Origin of the sequence: Streptomyces sp. NPDC002328, assembly GCF_042890065.1 — a bacterium.
GTDB lineage: Bacteria > Actinomycetota > Actinomycetes > Streptomycetales > Streptomycetaceae > Streptomyces.
In genome coordinates this window covers 1-18,504 of the sequence record NZ_JBIARQ010000012.1, presented here as the reverse complement: position 1 = coordinate 18,504, position 18,504 = coordinate 1, and the positions used below count along the sequence as shown (strand labels likewise).

The 18,504-nt window shown below is 69.5% G+C and carries 15 protein-coding genes; 4 read left to right on the top strand and 11 right to left on the bottom strand.

Features of this window, described 5'->3' with window-relative positions; all coding sequences use genetic code 11:
* Positions 1-65: 65 nt before the first annotated feature.
* From ACFYX4_RS26720 to ACFYX4_RS26705, 4 genes are read right to left on the bottom strand one after another with little or no spacing between them, the layout of a single operon-like run.
* Positions 66-1,577, bottom strand: a complete 1,512-nt coding sequence (locus tag ACFYX4_RS26720) for a glycosyl hydrolase (RefSeq protein WP_389338402.1) — start codon at positions 1,575-1,577, stop codon at positions 66-68.
* Entirely contained in the window at positions 1,574-3,226 is a 1,653-nt protein-coding gene (locus ACFYX4_RS26715; protein ID WP_389338399.1) for an extracellular solute-binding protein, read from the bottom strand. The genes ACFYX4_RS26720 and ACFYX4_RS26715 overlap by 4 nt, the downstream gene beginning before the upstream one ends.
* Before the next feature lie 44 nt (positions 3,227-3,270).
* Positions 3,271-4,152, bottom strand: a complete 882-nt coding sequence (locus ACFYX4_RS26710; protein ID WP_389338396.1) for a carbohydrate ABC transporter permease — start codon at positions 4,150-4,152, stop codon at positions 3,271-3,273.
* Positions 4,146-5,132 (bottom strand): ABC transporter permease, encoded by a 987-nt coding sequence (locus ACFYX4_RS26705; RefSeq protein WP_389338393.1) that lies wholly within the window; start codon positions 5,130-5,132, stop codon positions 4,146-4,148. Before ACFYX4_RS26705 ends, ACFYX4_RS26710 begins: the two co-directional genes overlap by 7 nt.
* A gap of 279 nt (positions 5,133-5,411) precedes the next feature.
* Here ACFYX4_RS26705 and ACFYX4_RS26700 point away from each other — a divergent pair, with 279 nt between their 5' ends.
* On the top strand, positions 5,412-6,425 hold the full coding sequence (locus ACFYX4_RS26700) for an acetylxylan esterase (protein WP_389338390.1): 1,014 nt from the start codon (positions 5,412-5,414) through the stop codon (positions 6,423-6,425).
* A gap of 13 nt (positions 6,426-6,438) precedes the next feature.
* On the opposite strand, the gene ACFYX4_RS26695 is transcribed toward ACFYX4_RS26700, so the two are convergent.
* From ACFYX4_RS26695 to acnA, 4 genes are all read right to left on the bottom strand, one after another.
* Positions 6,439-8,193, bottom strand: a complete 1,755-nt coding sequence (locus tag ACFYX4_RS26695; RefSeq protein ID WP_389338387.1) for a TlrC/CarA/OleB/SrmB family ABC-F type ribosomal protection protein — start codon at positions 8,191-8,193, stop codon at positions 6,439-6,441.
* Between the two features lie 278 nt (positions 8,194-8,471).
* The gene (locus tag ACFYX4_RS26690; RefSeq protein ID WP_389338384.1) at positions 8,472-9,548 is read right to left on the bottom strand and encodes a lytic polysaccharide monooxygenase; all 1,077 of its coding nucleotides are present in this window, start codon (positions 9,546-9,548) and stop codon (positions 8,472-8,474) included.
* A 232-nt stretch (positions 9,549-9,780) separates the two neighbouring features.
* On the bottom strand, positions 9,781-10,140 hold the full coding sequence (locus ACFYX4_RS26685; RefSeq protein ID WP_389338381.1) for a hypothetical protein: 360 nt from the start codon (positions 10,138-10,140) through the stop codon (positions 9,781-9,783).
* A 645-nt stretch (positions 10,141-10,785) separates the two neighbouring features.
* Positions 10,786-13,503 carry an aconitate hydratase AcnA gene (acnA, locus tag ACFYX4_RS26680; protein ID WP_389338378.1) on the bottom strand — a complete coding sequence of 906 codons (2,718 nt, stop codon included), beginning with the start codon at positions 13,501-13,503 and terminating at the stop codon, positions 10,786-10,788.
* A gap of 392 nt (positions 13,504-13,895) precedes the next feature.
* Between acnA and ACFYX4_RS26675 the strand changes: the two genes are divergently transcribed.
* Positions 13,896-14,096: a DUF4236 domain-containing protein gene (locus ACFYX4_RS26675; protein ID WP_389338375.1), complete on the top strand. Its 201-nt coding sequence runs from the start codon at positions 13,896-13,898 to the stop codon at positions 14,094-14,096.
* A gap of 65 nt (positions 14,097-14,161) precedes the next feature.
* Positions 14,162-15,691 (top strand): helix-turn-helix domain-containing protein, encoded by a 1,530-nt coding sequence (locus tag ACFYX4_RS26670; RefSeq protein WP_389338372.1) that lies wholly within the window; start codon positions 14,162-14,164, stop codon positions 15,689-15,691.
* A 149-nt stretch (positions 15,692-15,840) separates the two neighbouring features.
* Here ACFYX4_RS26670 and ACFYX4_RS26665 read toward each other — a convergent pair whose 3' ends face one another.
* From ACFYX4_RS26665 to ACFYX4_RS26655, 3 genes are all read right to left on the bottom strand, one after another.
* A complete protein-coding gene (locus ACFYX4_RS26665) occupies positions 15,841-16,149 on the bottom strand; it encodes a peptidase M23 (RefSeq protein WP_389338369.1) in 309 nt (102 codons plus the stop codon).
* Between the two features lie 156 nt (positions 16,150-16,305).
* A complete protein-coding gene (locus tag ACFYX4_RS26660; RefSeq protein ID WP_389338366.1) occupies positions 16,306-16,815 on the bottom strand; it encodes a hypothetical protein in 510 nt (169 codons plus the stop codon).
* 191 nt (positions 16,816-17,006) lie between these two features.
* Positions 17,007-17,738, bottom strand: a complete 732-nt coding sequence (locus ACFYX4_RS26655) for an alpha/beta fold hydrolase (protein ID WP_389338363.1) — start codon at positions 17,736-17,738, stop codon at positions 17,007-17,009.
* Positions 17,739-17,906: 168 nt separating this feature from the next.
* Between ACFYX4_RS26655 and ACFYX4_RS26650 the strand changes: the two genes are divergently transcribed.
* Positions 17,907-18,302 (top strand): winged helix-turn-helix transcriptional regulator, encoded by a 396-nt coding sequence (locus tag ACFYX4_RS26650; protein WP_389338360.1) that lies wholly within the window; start codon positions 17,907-17,909, stop codon positions 18,300-18,302.
* The last annotated feature ends 202 nt before the right edge of the window (positions 18,303-18,504 follow it).

Sequence of the window (18,504 nt, the reverse complement as noted above, 5' to 3'; positions counted from 1 at the left end):
GCCGTCGGCCGAGCGGCGAGGGGGGCTCGTGGCGGCTGCCGTGCCGTCGGCCGGGCGTACGGCCCTCATGGCGTCTCCCCGTCGAGCAGGCGGCGTTCGTTCCACCAGGGTGGGGTCTCGTCGGTGAGCGGGGTCAGTTCGACGAGGGTGATCTCGTGGCGGGCCAGGGTCAGCCGCAGGTCGGCGCGGCCGTCGGCGAGGGGGGTGCGGCGGTGGCTGCGGGCGGGCTCGGCGGCCTCGTGCAGGACGTCCAGCTGGGCGGGCTTCGGTGAGCGCGGGCTGCCCATGTGCCGCCAGGCGGTGCGGGCGTTGCCGTGCTCTTCGTCGACGGTGGACCGCCGCAGGAACGCCTCGCCCCGGCCCGCGACCGGCACGGAGAGGCGCAGTTCGTGCCGGTCGGGGCCGGGGGTCGCGCCGGTGTGGTCGACGGGCGCCCAGGCCAGCACGGTGACCCGGCCGTCGGGGTGCCGGGTGACGAGATGGTCGTCGCCGCGGGCGAGCAGCTCGGCTCCCATCCGGGCCATGAACGCGTACAGGTGGTAGGCCGGTTTGCGCACCTGCCGGTGGGTGAGCAGGCCGAAGCCGCCGTGGAAGAGCGCGGTGGGGACGCCGATCTCCTCGAACACGTCGCTGAACGTCCAGTAGGAGAAGGAGTCGACGAGGTCCCCGCCGGCCGCGAGCACCGGCGCCAGGTAGGCGGCGTGGAAGGCGGTGTCGTGAACGGCGTTGTCGGGGCGGTAGGAGGAGTTGAACTCGGTGATGTGGACGGGGAGTTCACCGAGGCGTGAGCCCTTGAGCCGTTCGCGGGGCGTGGCGAACTGGTCGAGCAAGCCACTCGCCGGGGCCAGGGTCTGGTGGACGCCGAACGGCACGTGGCGGGCGGGTCCGGAGGTGTAGGCGTGCTTGGACACGAAGTCGACGGGCACGTCCCGGTCGTCGCAGTGCTCGGCGAACCGGTCCAGCCAGTCGTCCGCGCCCGGGGAGATCGCCGGGCCGCCGACCTGGAGTCCGGCGTCCACCTCCTTCACGGCGTGCGCGGTCACCTCGTACAGCCGGTGGTAGGCCTTCTCGTCCGCGCCCTGCCAGAAGTCGGGCAGGTTGGGCTCGTTCCACACCTCGATCGGCCAGGCGCGGACCTCGTCGAGGCCGTAGCGGTCGACGAGATGGCGCAGGGTGGCCGTGACCAGGGCCGCCCACTCCCGGTGGGAGCGGGGCGGGGTGACATTGCCCCGCCACCAGAACACCGTCTGCTCGCCGGCGGCCAACTCGGACGGCATGAAGCCGAGTTCGAGGAAGGGCCGGATACCGAGGGCCAGGTAGGAGTCGACGACCTGGTCGACGTAGGTGAAGGAGTGATGGACTTGGCGGGCGCCCTCGTGCTCGTAGGGCCGGTACACGCCCATGCCGTCGGAGAGCAGGCCGTGGCCGCGGATGTGCCGGAAGCCGATCTCGCGCTGGAGGAGGGCCAGGGAGTCCTGGTAGTCGCGGCGCAGGGCGAGTTCGACGCGGCCGGTGCCGACGCAGTGACGCCATGCCTCGGGGAGCCGCCCCCTCGCCTCGGCGGGGACGCGGATCACCCGTTCTCCTTCTTGTAGCGTTCGTACGCCTTGTTGTGCAGGTCGACGAGCCGGTCCATGTTCTTGGCCTTCAACTCGGCGACGTAGGCGTCCCATTCGGACAGCGGGCGCTTGCCGAGGACGAACTTCAGCGTGTTCTGGATGACATGGTCGCGGAGCGGGGTGTCCCACAGGGTGGCCTGTTCCTGCTCCACGGACCGCAAGGGGTGCGCGGGTCCGATCGGCAGTTCCCGCCGCTGGGCCATGGCGTCCTGGAACTTCTTCTCGTCCGGGCCGAAGGAGGAGGAGACCAGCTCCCAGCTGCCGCCGTAGGTGAAGACTCCGTTGAAGAAGCCGTAGTCCTTCTGGAGGTCCTTCGGGGCGTCGGGGTCGGAACCCATGAGGGAGATGCCGTCCGCCGGCCGGTACTGCCCGCCGGTGTGGGTGTAAGTGGTGCCCTCCACGCCCCACTTGGCGAACCGCTGGCCCTCGTCCGAGTACCAGAGCCAGTCCACGAACTGCATCATGGCGACGAAGGTGTCGCTCTTGAGCGCCTTGCTGGAGATCATGACGCCGTTCTCCAGACGGGCGCCGCCGATCACCACGGGCCCGGCGGGTCCGAGCGGCACCGGGATCATCTCGATCCGCGCGCCCTGGACCTGCTTCTCCAGGTTGTAGCGGTAGTTCTGCACCAGCTCCTGGGAGTTGGCGCTGATCACGAAGGACTTCTCGGAGAGCAGTTTCTTCACCGCGTCGTCGTCGGTCTGGGTGAAGCTCTCGGGATCCATCAGCTTCTCGGCGACCAGCTTCCTCAGATAGTCGGTCATCTGGCGGAAGCCGTCGGTGGCGCCGGTGAAGACGAACGTCTTCCGCGCGCCGTCCCAGCTGATGTTGTCGTAGGTCCAGCCGGCCCGGACGCCGTACGCCTGGCCGAGGTAACCGAAGAGGGCGCCGGCGGGGAAGGGGGTGTTGGTGCTCCAGCGGTCGGTGAAGGGGTAGCGGTCCGGGTACCGCGCCTTGATCGCCTTGAGGACGGTGTACACCTCGTCCCAGGTGGTGGGCAGGGTCAGGCCGAGCCGGTCGAGGACGTCCGTGCGCAGGGACAGCGAGTAGCCGGACTTGGCCTTCTCGTGCAGGCCGGGCAGCAGGTAGTACTTGCCGTCGGACTGGCGGATGGAGTCGAGTTCGGGTTCCAGCCGCCACTTCCTGACCTTGTCCTGGAAGTGGGGCATCAGCCGGACGTAGTCGCTGACCGGGAGGATCGCGCCCGACGACACGAACGCGACCTCGGACGGGTGGTACGTCTTGGGGATCAGGAACGGGGCGTCGCCCGCGCCGATGAGGAGGCTGCGCTTCTTCTCGTAGTCGCTCAGCGGGACCGACACCGGTTTCAGGGTGATCCCGGTGCGCTCGGTGAGCTCCTGCCAGAACAACCAGCCGCCCTTCATCGGGTAGTTCGGATTGTCGTTGTGCAGGAGCGAGAAGGAGAGCGGCTTGGCCGCCTTGAACTGTTGGCCGGCCCGGTAGTCCTTCATCGCGCCGTTCTGCTTCTTCGACAGGTCCTTGCCGCCGCCGTCGTCGCCGCTGCCGCAGCCGGTGAGGACGGCGAGGCCGGCGAAGCCGGCGGCGGACAGGATCTGACGTCGTGACAGGTTTCCTCGGTTCTTCACGGACACTCCTTTGTTCCGTAGGCCGCCTGGGCCGGTGGCGGCGCTCAGCCCTTGACCGCGCCGAGCATCACGCCCGAGACGAAGTAGCGCTGGACGAACGGGTACACGCAGAGGATGGGCAGGGAGGTCAGCACGATGGTGACGGCCTGGATGCTCGCCGCGACCTGGCTGCCCTGCTCGGTGGTGGCGCCGGCGTTGGTGGCGCCGGTGGCGCCCGCGATGAGGTTGCGCAGATAGACGGTGACCGGCATCAGGTCGTTGCGGTCCATGTAGAGGTAGGCCGAGAACCAGGAGTTCCAGAACGACACCGAGTAGAACAGCACCATCGTCGCGATGACCGCCTTGGACAGCGGCAGCACGATCCTGAGCAGCACGCCGTAGGTGCTCAGCCCGTCGATCTCGGCGGCCTCCTCCAGCTCGGCCGGCAGGCTCTCGAAGAAGGCCTTCATCACCAGCAGGTTGAAGACGCTGATCGCGTTCGGCAGCGCGATCGCCCACACGGAGTTCTTCAGGCCGAGGCTGGTGATCAGGACGTAGTGCGGGATGAGTCCGCCGGAGAAGAACATGGTGAACACGGCGACGCCGACGAGGACTCCGCGTCCGCGCAGGTGCTTCTTCGACAGCACGTAGGCGTAGCAGGTCGTCAGGACCATGGCGACGACCGTCGACAGCACCGTGTACAGCACGGTGTTGCCGTAGTTGCGCCAGAACATCGAGTCGCGGAGGACGATCTCGTAGGTGGTGAGGTCGAACCCCTTGGGCCACAGCGTCACTTCACCGGCCCGGATCTGGCGTTCGCCGCTGAAGGAGCGGGCGACGATGTTGGCGAAGGGGTAGAGGGTCACCAGCACGACGAAGGTGAGGACGACGCCGTTGACGCCCTGGAAGACGCGATAGCCGCGCGTCGGCCGGTCGCGGGTCACCACAGGCTCGTCCCCACCGTGCGGCGCGACAGCTGGTTCGCGGAGGTGATCAGCACCAGTCCGATGACCGCCTCGAACAGACCGATCGCCGCGGCGTAGCTGAAGCTGTTGGACTCGACGCCGGCCCGGTAGAGGTACGTGGAGACCACGTCGGCCGTCGGGTAGGTCAGCGGGTTGTAGAGCAGCAGGATCTTCTCGAAGCCGACCGCCATGAAGGTGCCGATGTTGAGGATCAGCAGCGTGACCATCGTGGGGCGGATGCCGGGCAGGGTGACGTGCCAGATCTGCCGCCAGCGGTTCGCGCCGTCGATGCGGGCGGCCTCGTAGAGGTCGTCGTCGATCGTGGTGAGCGCGGCGAGGTAGAGGATGGTGCCCCAGCCGGCGGTCTGCCAGATCTCGGAGCCGACGTAGATCGTGCGGAACCACTCGGGTTCCTGGACGAACCGGATCGGGTCGTGGCCGAACCAGCCGAGCACGTGGTTGAGCGGCCCGTCCGTGGCGAGCATCTGCATGGTGATGCCGGCGACGATCACGATCGACAGGAAGTGCGGCAGATACGACACCGACTGCACGAACCGCTTGAGCGCGGTGCGGCGCACCTCGTTGAGCAGCAGCGCCAGCACGATCGGGATCGGGAAGCAGAAGACGAGGGTGAGCGCGCCGAGCCACAGCGTGTTGCGGAAGACCTGCCAGAAGGTGGGGTCGCTCAGGAACATCTCCACGTACCGCAGCCCGACCCACTGCTCCCCCAGGATCGAACCGCCCGGCTCGAAGCGGCGGAAGGCGATCACGTTGCCGATCATCGGCAGATAGCGGAAGACCAGGAAGAACAGCAGCGGCAGCACGACCAGCGAGTACAGCTGCCAGTCGCGGCGCAGGGCCCGCCGCAGGCCGCGCCGAGCGGGCGGAACCGGTGGACCGTGCCGGGTCTTCGGCGGCTGCCGGGTGCCCGGCGGTGGGGCCGATGTGGTGGAGGTGCTCATGCTCGGGCCTCCCGGGGCGTCATCAGAAACGCTCGATCTCCGGACGCCCCGACTGGCGCGCCTCGAAACTTTCGTGCCCTTACCGGTAACTCTGCGGCAACGTACGGGCACACGGAAAGCGCTGTCAATGGGTGCTGCACGGGCGGCCGTTGAGGCGGGACGGGCGTTGGAAACGTCGAAGTGCGGGGTAGAACGGGTGAGTCGAGTGGTACTGTCCTCCGCAAATTTCTGGACGTCGTACGCAACGATCGATCGCCCACGACCTGCGAGGTGCCGCCCGTGCCCGCGTTCGACCTGCCCCTGCCCGAGCTGGAACGCCACCGTCCCGACCTGGACGAGCCCGCCGGCTTCGACACGTTCTGGCGCGACACCCTGAAGGACGCCGCGCAGCACGAGCCGCTGGTCGCGGTCCGGCCCGTGCAGACCGGCCTGCGCCTGACCGAGACCTGGGACGTGACGTTCCGCGGCTTCGCGGGCGAACCGGTGCGGGCCTGGTACAGCCGGCCCGCGCGGACGCCCGGCGCGGAGCCGCACGAAGCGCCTCCCGCGCTCCCAGCGGTCGTCGAGTACGTCGGCTACGGCCGTGGCCGCGGCCTCCCTCACGAGCGTCTGACCTGGGTGAACGCCGGGTACGCGCACCTGCTGATGGACAACCGCGGCCAGGGCGACCAGTACGGCAACGGGGGCGACACCCCCGACCCGTACGCCGCCGCGCCCGGCGGTCCCGGTCCGGCCGTCCGCGGGCTCCTCGCGCCGCACGACTACCACTACCGCCGGCTGATCACCGACGCGGTGCGCGCGGTGACCGCGGTGCGGGCGTTGCCGGGCGTGGACGGGACGCGGATCGCCGCGGTCGGCAACAGCCAGGGCGGCGGTCTCGCCCTGGCCGTCGCGGGCCTGGTCCCCGACCTGGCCGCCGCCCTGGTCACCGCGCCCCTGCTGTGCGGCATCCGCCGCGCCCTGGAACTGACCGACGCCGGTCCCTACGGCGAGATCGCGGCGTATCTCGCCGTCCACCGGGGCGCGGAGGGGCCCGCGTACCGCACCCTCTCCTACGTCGAGGGGATCTCCTTCGCCCGCCGCGCCCACGCCCCGGCCCACTTCGGAACGGGCCTGCGGGACACGGTGTGCCCGCCGAGCGGGGTGTACGCGGCGTTCAACCGGTACGGGGAGCTGCGGGGCGAGGCCCCTCGCAAGGAGCTGCACGCGTATCCGTACAACGGGCACGAGGGGGGCGAGGCGGAGCATGTGCGGCGGCAACTGAGCTGGTTGCGGGGCGTGTTGGACGGGTGACGCGCGCCCCTCCTCACCGGTCGCCTACCACCGCCCCCTCGCGCATCTCGAGCCGCCTGCCGGTGAAGCGGGCCCGCATCCGGCGGTCGTGGGTGACGAGCACGAGCGCGCCCCCGTAGCCGGCCAGCGCCGCCTCCAGCTCCTCGACGAGCGCCGGGGAGAGATGGTTGGTGGGCTCGTCCAGCAGGAGCAGGTCCACCGGTCCGCGGACCAGCCGGGCGAGTTCGATGCGGCGTCGCTGGCCGTACGACGACTCCCCCACGCGCCGGCGTAGTTCCGTCGGCGCGAAGAGGCCGGTGGACAGCAGCAGTTCGGCGTGCTCGTCCCGGTCGCCGGGGCGGCCCTGGGCGTAGGCCTCCAGCACGGTCAGCCCCGGCGGCCACGGCGTCTCCTCCTGCCGGAGGTGACCCACCCGGCCGAGTACGATCGACGCGCCCTCGTCCGGGCGCAGTTCACCGGCCAGAACCCGCAACAGGGTTGTCTTGCCCGCGCCGTTGGGCCCGGTGACCAACACGCGTTCCCCTGGGCCGATGCTCAACTCCGGCACCCGCAGACGATCGTCCACGACGACACCGTCCAGCCGCACGGCCGGTGCTCCGTGCGGCGCGTCCGAACCGCCCGCGGTCCCCGTCCCGTCCTTGGCTGTGGCGATGCGGGCCGTGAAGGTCAGCGGCTCCGCCGGCGGCGCCACCGGGTGGGCGGTGAGCCGTTCGACCCGTTCCTTGGCGTTGCGGATGCGGCTCATCGCGCCGTGCGCCCGCCCCCGCAGACGGAAGCCGCCGTGTCCGAAGGCGGCTTTCGCCATGTTGCGCGGTATGGCGTCCAGTCGTACGACGTTGGAGGCTGCGAGCCGACGGCTGCGGTCGAGTTCGGCACGCCACTCGTCGTACTGCTGCTGCCTGCGCCGGCGTTCGGCGGCCTTGGCGGCGAGGTAGCCGACGTAGCCGTCGCCGTGGCGGGTGACGCGACCGGCGTCGACCTCCAGGACCGTGGCGGTGAGCCGTTCCAGGAACACACGGTCGTGGGTGACGGCGACGACGGTCCCGCGGTGGGCCCGCAGGTGCTCCTCCAGCCAGTGGACGGCGCGGTCGTCGAGGTCGTTGGTCGGCTCGTCGAGCAGCAGCAACTCGGGGCGCGATGCCAGTGTGGCGGCCAGCGCCAGCCGGGAGCGCTCGCCGCCGGAGAGGGTGCCCAGGCGACGGCCCCGGGACAGGTCGGGCAGACCCAGGCCGTGCAGGGCGGCGTCGACACGGGCGTCGGCGGCATAGCCCTCACGGGCTTCGTACCGCTCGGTGAGCCGCGCGTACGCGTCGAGGGCGGCCGTCAGCTCAGGGCCCTCGGACGCCTCGGCCAGCGCGGCCTCCGTGCGCCGCAGCGCCGCCTCCAGCCCGCGCAGCTCCGCGAGCGCCAGGTCGACGGCGTCCTGGACGGTGGCCTCCGGCGGCAGACCGAGGCTCTGGGCGAGGTAACCGGTTCCGCCGGGCGCGACGACGTTCACCTCCCCGGCGTCGGGCCGCTCCTCCCCGGCGAGGAGTCGCAGCAGCGTGGACTTGCCGGCACCGTTCTCGCCGATCACGCCCGCCTTCTCGCCGGGGGCGAGCGCGAAGGCGACCTGGTCGAGGACGGCACGGTCGTCGTAGCGCTTGATGACGCCGTGCAGGGAGAGCTGGGAGGGAGACGGGGAGGAGGACGGGGAGGAGGACGACGAGGGGGAGGCCGACGACGAAGACGGCGATGTACCGGGAACAGCAGAAAAAGGCGCACGCATGCGAAAGCCCCTGTTCTCGGCCGCGCGGAACGGCCGGTAGAACGGATTCGAGGACGAATCGGCACGCCACGACGGCGGAGCTGAGCTCTACACGGTCGGGCGGGGGGCGATCACAGAGTTCCCATGTGAGCGAATGTAGGCGAGCGCGCGGTGGCCGTGCAAGGGGTTTTACGGCGACCGGGACGCGAGGCCGGTTGCGGACGCGCATGCGGATCCGGTGGGCGGGGAGGCGCACCGCCCACCGGATCCGGGTCCGGTGATCCGCCGAAGCGGGTCGGCTAACCCACGCGGCAGGGCAGGCTGGTGGTGCTGTCACCGCCGGAACCGGCGACGACGTAGCCGAACGTCGCACTCTGGCCCGGACTCAACGAGCCGTTCCAGTTGGCGTTGTGGACCATCACCGCCTGGCCGTTGTAGGTGGCGTTGCCGCTCCACAGGCTGTCGATCCGCTGGCCCGCGGGCAGTGACCAGTCGACCATCCAGCCGAGCATGGGCACGTTCCCGGAGTTGGTGACGGTCACCTCGGACTGGTAGCCGCCGTTCCAGGAGCCGGTCGTCCTGCGGGTGGCGGTGCAGGTGCCGGGGACGGGCTCGGTGGGGTTGCCGGGCTCGTGGATGCCGGTGACCTCGCCGTTGCCGCCGTCGAAGACGACGTCGGAGCAGGAGTAGAAGGTCTCCTGGCTGTCGGAGCGCTGCCAGACCACGTAGACGATGTGGCGGCCCGACTTGTTGGCCGGAAGCCGGCCGGACCAGGAGTAGTTGGCCTCGACCGTGCCGGGGCTGCCGTTGAGCGGCGGGTGGTCGACGGAGAGGAAGGGGCGGTCCTCGATGTCGTTCCAGGTGAGGGTCCTGGTCGGGTCGAAGCCGTCCTTGGTGATGTAGACGTAGAACCAACCCGGGTGCGCGGCCCAGGCGTTGTAGGAGAAGTCGACTGTGGCGCCGGCGGTGAGGTGGGTCAGCGGCCAGTCGTTGCGGGGGGCGTTGAAGCCGGTGAAGTTGGTGTTGCCGCCGCTGCACAACTGACCGTCGGGCACGAAGCCGCGGGTGCGGCCGGCTCCGTCGGAGCGCAGCACCGAGAACCAGTTGTAGAACGGCGTGGTGCCGCTGACCTGTTGGGCGTTCCGGCAGGCCGGGTTGATCGGTTTGATCTCACCGGTGTCGGTGAGCCCGTCCTGCCAGCACAGGAAGGTGCGGCTGCCGGGCTTCATGGGGGTGCCGTGGGCCTCGGCCCTGCCGCCGGCGGAGACGATGAGGCCGACGGCCGGGACGGTGGCCAGGAGCGAGACGAAGACGAGGAGAAGAGCCCTGGTGCGTAAGCTCAGCCCCGTTTTTGCCATGATCATGACACTTCGCATGAGGGAGTCCGTCCTTCCGTGTACGGACCGTGCGGGTGGGGGGAGTGCGGGTGCTACAGGACGGCACGACTGCCGTCGCAGGGTGCGCATGTAGGGAGTGCGAGACGTGAAGCGGGAGCGAACCCGGGGGCGGGTTCCGGTCCACCGAAATGGGAGCGCTCCCACCCCACCTGAGGCGGAAGGTAGCGCCAGGCGGCCGACTTGTAAAGTGGGGAAGGGCCGGCCGGAGCCTTCACACCTGCGGGGGCTGGGAGATACCGCGCACCAGGGCGAGCGGCGCCCCGCCGGAGGCGTCACGGCTCGATCTGTTCATCAGCCACCAGACGAGGATGACCGCCAGTGCGACGACTCCGAGGCTGACGTACGGGTCGCCCCTCGTCTCCAGATAGAAGGCCAGGCAGGCGAACGCGAGACCGAGGACGACCGCGAGCCACGCCCTGCGGCGGTCTTCCCGCTCGCGGGCCGCCACTTGTTGCTCGATCAGGCCGAGGACAAGCGCCTTGTCACCCTCGCCCAGCTTGTTGAACGCCTCCAGGAACTCTGCGGGCGGCCAGATGGAGTTGGCCGAAGTATCCGATTTCGCTCGCGCCACGACGATCCCCCCTCGCTGTCGGGGAGAGAACGATAGCGGCAGTCCTGCGCAGCCTCATGCGAACCGACGGCACTTCACTCGACGGGGTGAAGCGTCGCCCCGGGCCCGGTTCGGGTCAGAGGAGCGGGGGGACTGGTCGTCGCCGGGGCGCGGTCACGCGGGGCACCACGGCACAGGGAGCGGCTGCGGCCGGGACGACTGAGGGGAGAGGGGCTGCCGGAAGAGCTGTTGCTGGAAAGGCGGTATCCGGGAGCGCTGTTGCTGGAAAGGCGGTATCCGGGAGCGCTGTTGCTGGAAAGGCGGTATCCGGGAGCGCCGTTGCCGGAAGCGCTGTTGCGGGCAGCGCGGCTGAGGGAAGCACGGCTGCGGGAAGCGTGGTTGCGTAGCCGGTGCGCGAGCCGTCGGCCGTGACGTTCGGCGCTCATCTCCCCTCCTCCGCCTCGATCACTCGGATACGCCCGGTTCGGGACCCGGTGGTGTCAGTCATGTCCCGATCGTGTCCCGGTCGGCTGGGGGAATGCTGTGCTCAGCCAGAGGGTGGGTGATGACCCGGGACGAACACGGCGAAGGGCCGCACCCCCGTCCTCGGGGATGCGGCCCTCAACTGCCGTTCCGTACCGCTTACTTGACCGCTCAGTTGATCGCTTACTTGCGGATCAGGCTGCGCAGCACGTACTGCATGATGCCGCCGTTGCGGTAGTAGTCGGCCTCACCGGGGGTGTCGATGCGGACGACCGCGTCGAACTCGACGCCCGTGTCGGTGGTGACCTTCACCGTGCGCGGCGTGGTGCCCTCGTTCAGCTCGGTGACGCCCGCGATGGAGAAGGTCTCCTCGCCGGTCAGGCCGAGGGACTGGGCGGAGGCGCCCTCGGGGAACTGGAGCGGGAGGACGCCCATGCCGATGAGGTTCGAGCGGTGGATGCGCTCGTAGGACTCGGCGACGACGGCCTTCACGCCGAGGAGGGCCGTGCCCTTGGCCGCCCAGTCACGGGACGAGCCGGAGCCGTACTCCTTGCCGGCCAGGATGACCAGCGGGATGCCCTGCTCGATGTAGTTGCGGGAGGCGTCGTAGATGAACGACACCGGACCGCCGTCCTGGGTGAAGTCGCGAGTGTAGCCGCCTTCCGTTCCCGGCGCGATCTGGTTGCGCAGACGGATGTTGGCGAACGTGCCGCGGATCATGACCTCGTGGTTGCCTCGGCGCGAGCCGTAGCTGTTGAAGTCACGACGCTCGACACCGTGCTCCGTGAGGTACTTGCCTCCGGGGGTGTCGGCCTTGATCGCGCCGGCCGGGGAGATGTGGTCGGTGGTGACCGAGTCGCCCAGCTTGGCGAGGACGCGGGCGCCGGCGATGTCCGAGACCGGGGTGGTCTCCATCGTCATGCCCTCGAAGTACGGGGGCTTGCGGACGTACGTCGACTGCGGGTCCCACTCGAAGGTGTTGCCGCTCGGGATCGGCAGCGCCTGCCACTGGGCGTCGCCCGCGAAGACGTCCTGGTAGGACTTGTTGAACATGTCCTCGCCGATGGCGTTCGCGACGACGTCGTTGACCTCGGCCTCGGAGGGCCAGATGTCGGACAGGAAGACCGGCTTGCCCTCCTGGTCCGTGCCGAGCGCGTCGCGCGTGATGTCCACCTTCATGGAGCCCGCGAGGGCGTACGCGACGACCAGCGGCGGGGAGGCCAGGTAGTTCATCTTGACGTCGGGGTTGATCCGGCCCTCGAAGTTGCGGTTGCCGGAGAGGACCGAAGTCACGGCCAGGTCATGGTCGTTGACGGCCTTGGAGACCTCGTCCGGCAGCGGGCCGGAGTTGCCGATGCAGGTGGTGCAGCCGTAACCGACCAGGTTGAAGCCGACCTTGTCGAGGTACGGGGTCAGACCGGCCTTGTCGAAGTAGTCCGTCACGACCTTCGAACCCGGGGCGAGGGTGGTCTTGACCCACGGCTTGCGGGTCAGGCCCTTCTCCACGGCCTTCTTCGCGACGAGCGCGGCGGCGACCATGACGTACGGGTTGGAGGTGTTGGTGCAGGAGGTGATGGCCGCGACCGTCACCGCGCCGTGGTCGATCTCGTACGTCGAGCCGTCGGGGGCGGTCACGGTGACCGGGTTGGACGGGGAGCCGTTCGGGGCGACGGCCGGGGAGTCGGAGGCCGGGAAGGACTCCTTGCCGGACTCGTCCACGGAGTCGACGTAGTTGAGGACGTCCTGCTTGAACTGCTCGGCGGCGTTGGCGAGGACGATACGGTCCTGCGGACGCTTCGGGCCGGCGATCGACGGGACGACCGTCGACAGGTCCAGCTCCAGCTTCTCGGAGAAGTCCGGCTCGGCCTGCGGATCCAGCCAGAGGCCCTGCTCCTTGGCGTAGGCCTCGACGAGCGCGACCTGCTGCTCGCTGCGGCCGGTCAGCTTCAGGTAGTTGATCGTCTCGCCGTCGATCGGGAAGATCGCCGCGGTGGAGCCGAACTCCGGCGACATGTTGCCGATGGTGGCGCGGTTGGCGAGGGAGGTGGCGGCCACGCCCTCGCCGTAGAACTCGACGAACTTGCCGACGACGCCGTGCTTGCGCAGCATCTCGGTGATCGTGAGCACCAGGTCGGTGGCGGTGGTGCCGGGGGTGAGCTCACCGGTGAGCTTGAAGCCGACGACACGCGGGATGAGCATGGAGACCGGCTGGCCGAGCATCGCGGCCTCGGCCTCGATGCCGCCGACGCCCCAGCCGAGGACGCCGAGGCCGTTGACCATGGTGGTGTGCGAGTCGGTGCCGACGAGGGTGTCGGGGTACGCCTGGCCGTTGCGGACCATGACCGTGCGGGCCAGGTGCTCGATGTTCACCTGGTGGACGATGCCGGTGCCGGGCGGTACGACCTTGAACTCGTCGAACGCGGTCTGGCCCCAGCGCAGGAACTGGTAGCGCTCCTTGTTGCGGCCGTACTCCAGCTCGACGTTCTGCGCGAAGGCGTCGTTCGTGCCGAACTTGTCGGCGATGACGGAGTGGTCGATGACCAGCTCGGCCGGGGCCAGCGGGTTGATCTTCGCCGGGTCGCCGCCGAGCTCCTTGACGGCCTCACGCATGGTGGCGAGGTCCACCACACAGGGGACGCCGGTGAAGTCCTGCATGATCACGCGGGCAGGCGTGAACTGGATCTCCTGGCTGGGCTGGGCCTGCGAGTCCCAGTTGCCGAGGGCCCGGATGTGGTCGGCGGTGATGTTCGCGCCGTCCTCGGTACGGAGAAGGTTCTCCAGCAGCACCTTCAGGCTGTACGGAAGGCGAGCCGAGCCTTCCACCTTGTCCAGCCGGAAGATCTCGTACGACTCGTCGCCCACCTGCAGCGTGCTGCGGGCGTCGAAGCTGTTCGCCGACACGACAGTCTCCTTCATTCCATGTGCGCGTACCACCGCATCCTGCCGCCACGCGAGCTTGGCCGATCCGCTAAGGTCAGGCTAAGTTAGGTAACCCTTACTGGAGTGGGCGGCTGCGGTGCGCCTCGGCAGATATCTCGATGTCGAGATAACTCTAGTACATGAGGGCTGGTTGGTCATGCCCGGGGCCGCGCCATGCCCCTACGACGGCGTGCGCGAGCGCGGCCCGGAGGCGGGGCGAGGCCCCCGCGCGCGGCAGTACGGGCGATACGCGTGGCCATGTCACGGCGGACCCGGGGTAGACGACAGCGAGAACGCTTCCCGCTGCACGACCCAGCGCGAGCAGCGCGACCCGGCGCGACCCGACCGCCGCTCGACCCGACCAAGGAGGCCCGATGCCCCTCACCTTCCGCAAGAGTTTCCGGATCCTGCCCGGCGTGCGCCTGAACATCAACCGGCGCTCCTGGTCCATCACCACCGGGGGCGGCTCGCACGGCCCGCGCCACACCCACAGCAGCACCGGACGCCGTACGACGTCCATGGATCTGCCGGGGCCGTTCGGCTGGCGCCGGACCCGTAACGCCAAACGCCGCTGACACGCCATCACCCGAATGGCCCCCCCAGCGAGGTGCAATCTCATATCTGAGATAACCTCAACCCCATGGCAGACGATTACCTCGTACGCATCGGCAAGCTCATCCGTGACGCCCGTCAGCACCGGGGCTGGACACAGGCACAGCTGGCCGACGCGCTAGGAACCAGCCAGAGCGCCGTCAACCGCATCGAGCGCGGAAACCAGAACATCAGTCTTGAGATGATCGCTCGAATCGGCGAGGCGCTGGACAGCGAGATCGTCTCTCTGGGCTACGCGGGGCCGATGCATCTGCGCGTCGTGGGGCGCCGGCGGCTGTCCGGCGCCATCGACGTCAAGACCAGCAAGAACGCCTGCGTGGCGCTGCTCTGCGCGTCCCTGCTCAACCGGGGACGCACGGTGCTGCGCAGGGTCGCCCGGATCGAGGAGGTCTACCGCCTCCTGGAGGTCCTCAACTCCATCGGCGTACGCACGCGTTGGGTCAACGACGGCGTGGACCTGGAGATCGTCCCGCCGGCCAAGCTGGACATGGACGCGATCGACGCGGACGCCGCCGTCCGCACCCGGTCGATCATCATGTTCTTCGGCCCGCTGCTGCACCGCATGGACCACTTCAAGCTGCCGTACGCCGGTGGCTGCGACCTCGGGACGCGGACGATCGAGCCGCACATGATCGCGCTGCGCCGGTTCGGGCTGGACATCGCGGCGACGGAGGGGCAGTACCACGCGCAGGTCGACCGCTCGGTGCGCCCGGACCGTCCGATCGTGCTGACCGAGCGCGGCGACACGGTCACCGAGAACGCGCTGTTGGCCGCCGCCCGGCACGACGGCGTCACCGTCATCCGCAACGCCTCCTCCAACTACATGGTCCAGGACCTGTGTTTCTTCCTGGAGGCGCTCGGCGTGAAGGTCGAGGGCATCGGCACGACCACGCTCACCGTGCACGGCGTGCCGGACATCGACGCCGACGTCGACTACTCCCCCTCCGAGGACCCGGTCGAGGCGATGAGCCTGCTGGCCGCCGCCGTCGTCACGGAGTCGGAGCTGACGGTGCGCCGGGTGCCGATCGAGTTCCTGGAGATCGAGCTGGCCGTCCTGGAGGAGATGGGGCTCGACCACGACCGCACGCCGGAGTACCCCGCCGACAACGGCCGCACCCGCCTGGTGGACCTCACCGTCCGGCCCTCCAAGCTGGAGGCGCCGATCGACAAGATCCACCCGATGCCGTTCCCCGGCCTGAACATCGACAACGTGCCCTTCTTCGCGGCCATCGCGGCCGTCGCCCAGGGCAAGACCCTCATCCACGACTGGGTCTACGACAACCGCGCGATCTACCTCACCGACCTCAACCGCCTCGGCGGACGGCTCCAGTTGCTGGACCCGCACCGCGTCCTGGTCGAGGGCCCCACCCGCTGGCGCGCCGCCGAGATGATGTGCCCACCCGCCCTGCGCCCCGCGGTGGTCGTCCTGCTGGCGATGATGGCGGCGGAGGGAACGTCCGTCCTGCGCAACGTGTACGTCATCAACCGGGGTTACGAGGACCTGGCGGAACGCCTGAACTCGATCGGCGCACAGATCGAGACGTTCCGGGACATCTGAGTCCCCGGCCCCGCCGCTCCTGTCGTCCACGGCCGCTCATGTCCGCAGCCGGTGGACGTATCCCGAGCCCCCCGGCAGTCACTGGGGCTGGGTGCCGGCACCCGTCCAGTACGGGTGCCGGCACCTCCGTGCGGGGCGGTTGCCGAGGGTCACCAGGAGCAGTCGGGCACTCCGGCGATCTTCTCGCCGCCCCGGATGTAGATGTTGTTGACCCAGCCGATCCTCCCGTCGGCCAGCTCGACCAGGGTCCACCAGCGGTTGCTGTAGCCGCTGTCGTGGATGGTCTCGCCCTGCCGCTGGCAGTGGCCCTGTGCCGTCGTGCGCGAGACGGTGGCCACGACCGTCGGGCAGGAGGCCCGGGAGGGGTGGAAGACGCAGTCCGCGTCGGCTCCGTCGTGGCGGACGTTCACGTTCGAGGCCCAGATGTAGACCGAGGTCAGGGCGGCGCGTGCGGTCACAGGGACAGGCGCCGGCGCCGCGGGGGCTGCGGGGGCCGCTGAGGCCGCCGGGGACATGGTCAAGAGGGTGGCGGCCACCGCGGCGGCCGTCGCGATCGCCCTGGCCGGACTTCTCGTGTTCATGGGACCTCGGTCGTCTGTGGGTTGCCGGGACGGTCAGATGAACTCGCAGTCGATGGTGGGGTCCGACGGGCCGTCGACCGGGGCGCCGGGCACCGGGGAGTTGTTGGAGCCGCCGCTGACGTACACCGCCGAGATCCAGCCCAGCGTCCGGCCCGGCGTGATGACCTGCACCCAGTAGGTGTTGGTGTACGGGCCGTCCGTCACGCGGCCTGCCGCGCCGTTGTCCATCTGGCAGTACGCCTGGACCCTGACCCTGGTCAGCCGTTCGTTGGTGGCGAGGGAGCAGGTGGTGCTCTGGCAGGTGCGCACCCGCACGTCGCTGGCCCACACGTACACCGATCCGGTGGGCGGGTGCGCGGCGGCCGGCTGCGCGCCGACGACGAGGATCGACGCGACGACCGCCAGCAGGCCGGCGAACGTCCGCAGCGCCCTGCCGACGAGACCGCCCCGACGGCGCTCGCCGCCCCGACCGGTCGCCTGTCCCCCATCGGCCTCGAGTTCGTGACGTTCCTGCTCGATCGTGACCGGTGCCGTGTGCGTCATCGTGGGTTCCTTCCCCGAAGCGGCAGCGACGGCGAGTGCCGCGCTGTCCGACCGGGAGACGGGCGGTGAGCGGGGTCCGTATGAGCGCGGCCGGCCGACGAGGGGCGCCGGTTCGCCGGACCAGGGCTTGTGTGCGGTCGTGATCAGTATGCGTATTTCGCTGCGAGTACGGCCCCTACCCGGTCCGGTGGCTACCGAAGGGTGGATTCAAGCAGCAGTTCGCTCAGGTCTGCCGGCATGGTGATCATGCAGTCGTGCCCGGTCGGCAGTTCCCGTATCCGTGCCGGGGAGCCGTTGGGCTGTGCTGCGGGGACGGGCCTCCGCACGATGCCTTCCGGCTCTGCGCCGACGCAGTGGATGTGCGTGCGCGGAACCGAGTCCACGGCAGGGTTGTCCAGCCGGACCGGTTGCCGCAGGCAGCGCACTGGATGGTCGGAGAGCATCGCACGCAGCCATGCGACGTCCGCCGGGTCCGTGACCCCGAACAGGCCGAGGGGCGGAGGCATCTCGGGCAACGGCGGGATGCGCCAGCCGTTGTCGGACCTGGCGGCCAGGTCGATCAGGCTCTGGGTCATGGGCTGCACGTCGACGGCGGTCTCGCCGTGCTCCGGGACCATCGCGTCGAGGTACACAAGGTGCGCGATCCGTTCCGGTACCTCGTTGGCCACGGACGAGACGACCAGCCCCGCGTAGCTGTGACCCACGAGCACCACCTCGGTCAGGTCCTCCTCGTGGATCAGCTGCACGACGTCCGCGACGTGCGTGTCCAGCCCGACCTCGGGACCGAGCAGGTGTGCCTTGTCGCCGTAGCCGGTCAGCGAGGGTGCGAACACGCGGTGTCCGGCCGACTCCAGCAGCGGGACCACCCGCTCCCAGCACCGGCCGCTGTGCCAGGCGCCGTGTACCAGCAGAAAAGTTGACATGAGGGGAACGTTCTTTCTCTTCGGGGCGTGGCGGGGCGTGGAGGAGCGGGACCATTACGGTTCCTGTTCGTGCCTCGGTACTCTTCAGGAACCGATTTCATCGTGCTGCACCTGCCGCACCCCGATCAATAAGGCACATTTCGGTGCCCCGGTTCTCTGGAGGTAACCATGAGCGGCACAGCGGGCGGCGAGTCGCAGCCGGCCCGGCCGGAGGACCCGTGCCAGGCCCGTGAAGTCCTCGGCATCGTCGGCGACAAGTGGTCGCTGCTGATCGTGCGTAACCTCAGCCAGGGGCCGCGCCGCTTCACCGAACTCAAGCGCGCCGTCGACGGGATCAGCCAGCGTATGCTCACCGTCACCCTGCGCGGCCTGGAACGCGACGGGATCCTCACCCGGACCGTCCGCAACGTCATGCCGCCGCACGTCAGTTACGAACTCACTCCGATGGGCAGGACCCTCCGCGAGGCCACCGCACCCCTGTTGGAGTGGAGCATCACGCACCTGGCGCACATCGACGCCGCCCGCGCCGTGTACGACGCTCGCCCCGACACCCCGCCCGCCTGACCCCCGCCCGGCCGTACCCACCCATCGGCAGGCACGGCTCGATGAGCCTCACCAGGGCAGCGAAATACCCATACTGATCACGACCGCACACAGGCCCTAGAAGGCTCATGAAGATCTTGGGGTTCTGGCCCTGCCGCGTCAGCGGCAGGGCCAGACTCGTCATGTGGCGATGGGTGAGTGGGTCGGCGAGACGGTCGGGCCT

Bases quoted from the DNA above. Each gene is read 5' to 3' on its own strand.
- ACFYX4_RS26675 (WP_389338375.1), top strand. From the start codon at position 13,896: ATGCCCCTCACCTTCCGCAAGAGTTTCCGGATCCTGCCCGGCGTGCGC.
- ACFYX4_RS26660 (WP_389338366.1), bottom strand. From the start codon at position 16,815: ATGACGCACACGGCACCGGTCACGATCGAGCAGGAACGTCACGAACTC.
- ACFYX4_RS26695 (WP_389338387.1), bottom strand. From the start codon at position 8,193: ATGCGTGCGCCTTTTTCTGCTGTTCCCGGTACATCGCCGTCTTCGTCG.
- ACFYX4_RS26690 (WP_389338384.1), bottom strand. From the start codon at position 9,548: ATGCGAAGTGTCATGATCATGGCAAAAACGGGGCTGAGCTTACGCACC.
- ACFYX4_RS26670 (WP_389338372.1), top strand. From the start codon at position 14,162: ATGGCAGACGATTACCTCGTACGCATCGGCAAGCTCATCCGTGACGCC.
- ACFYX4_RS26650 (WP_389338360.1), top strand. From the start codon at position 17,907: ATGAGCGGCACAGCGGGCGGCGAGTCGCAGCCGGCCCGGCCGGAGGAC.
- ACFYX4_RS26705 (WP_389338393.1), bottom strand. From the start codon at position 5,132: ATGAGCACCTCCACCACATCGGCCCCACCGCCGGGCACCCGGCAGCCG.
- ACFYX4_RS26655 (WP_389338363.1), bottom strand. From the start codon at position 17,738: ATGTCAACTTTTCTGCTGGTACACGGCGCCTGGCACAGCGGCCGGTGC.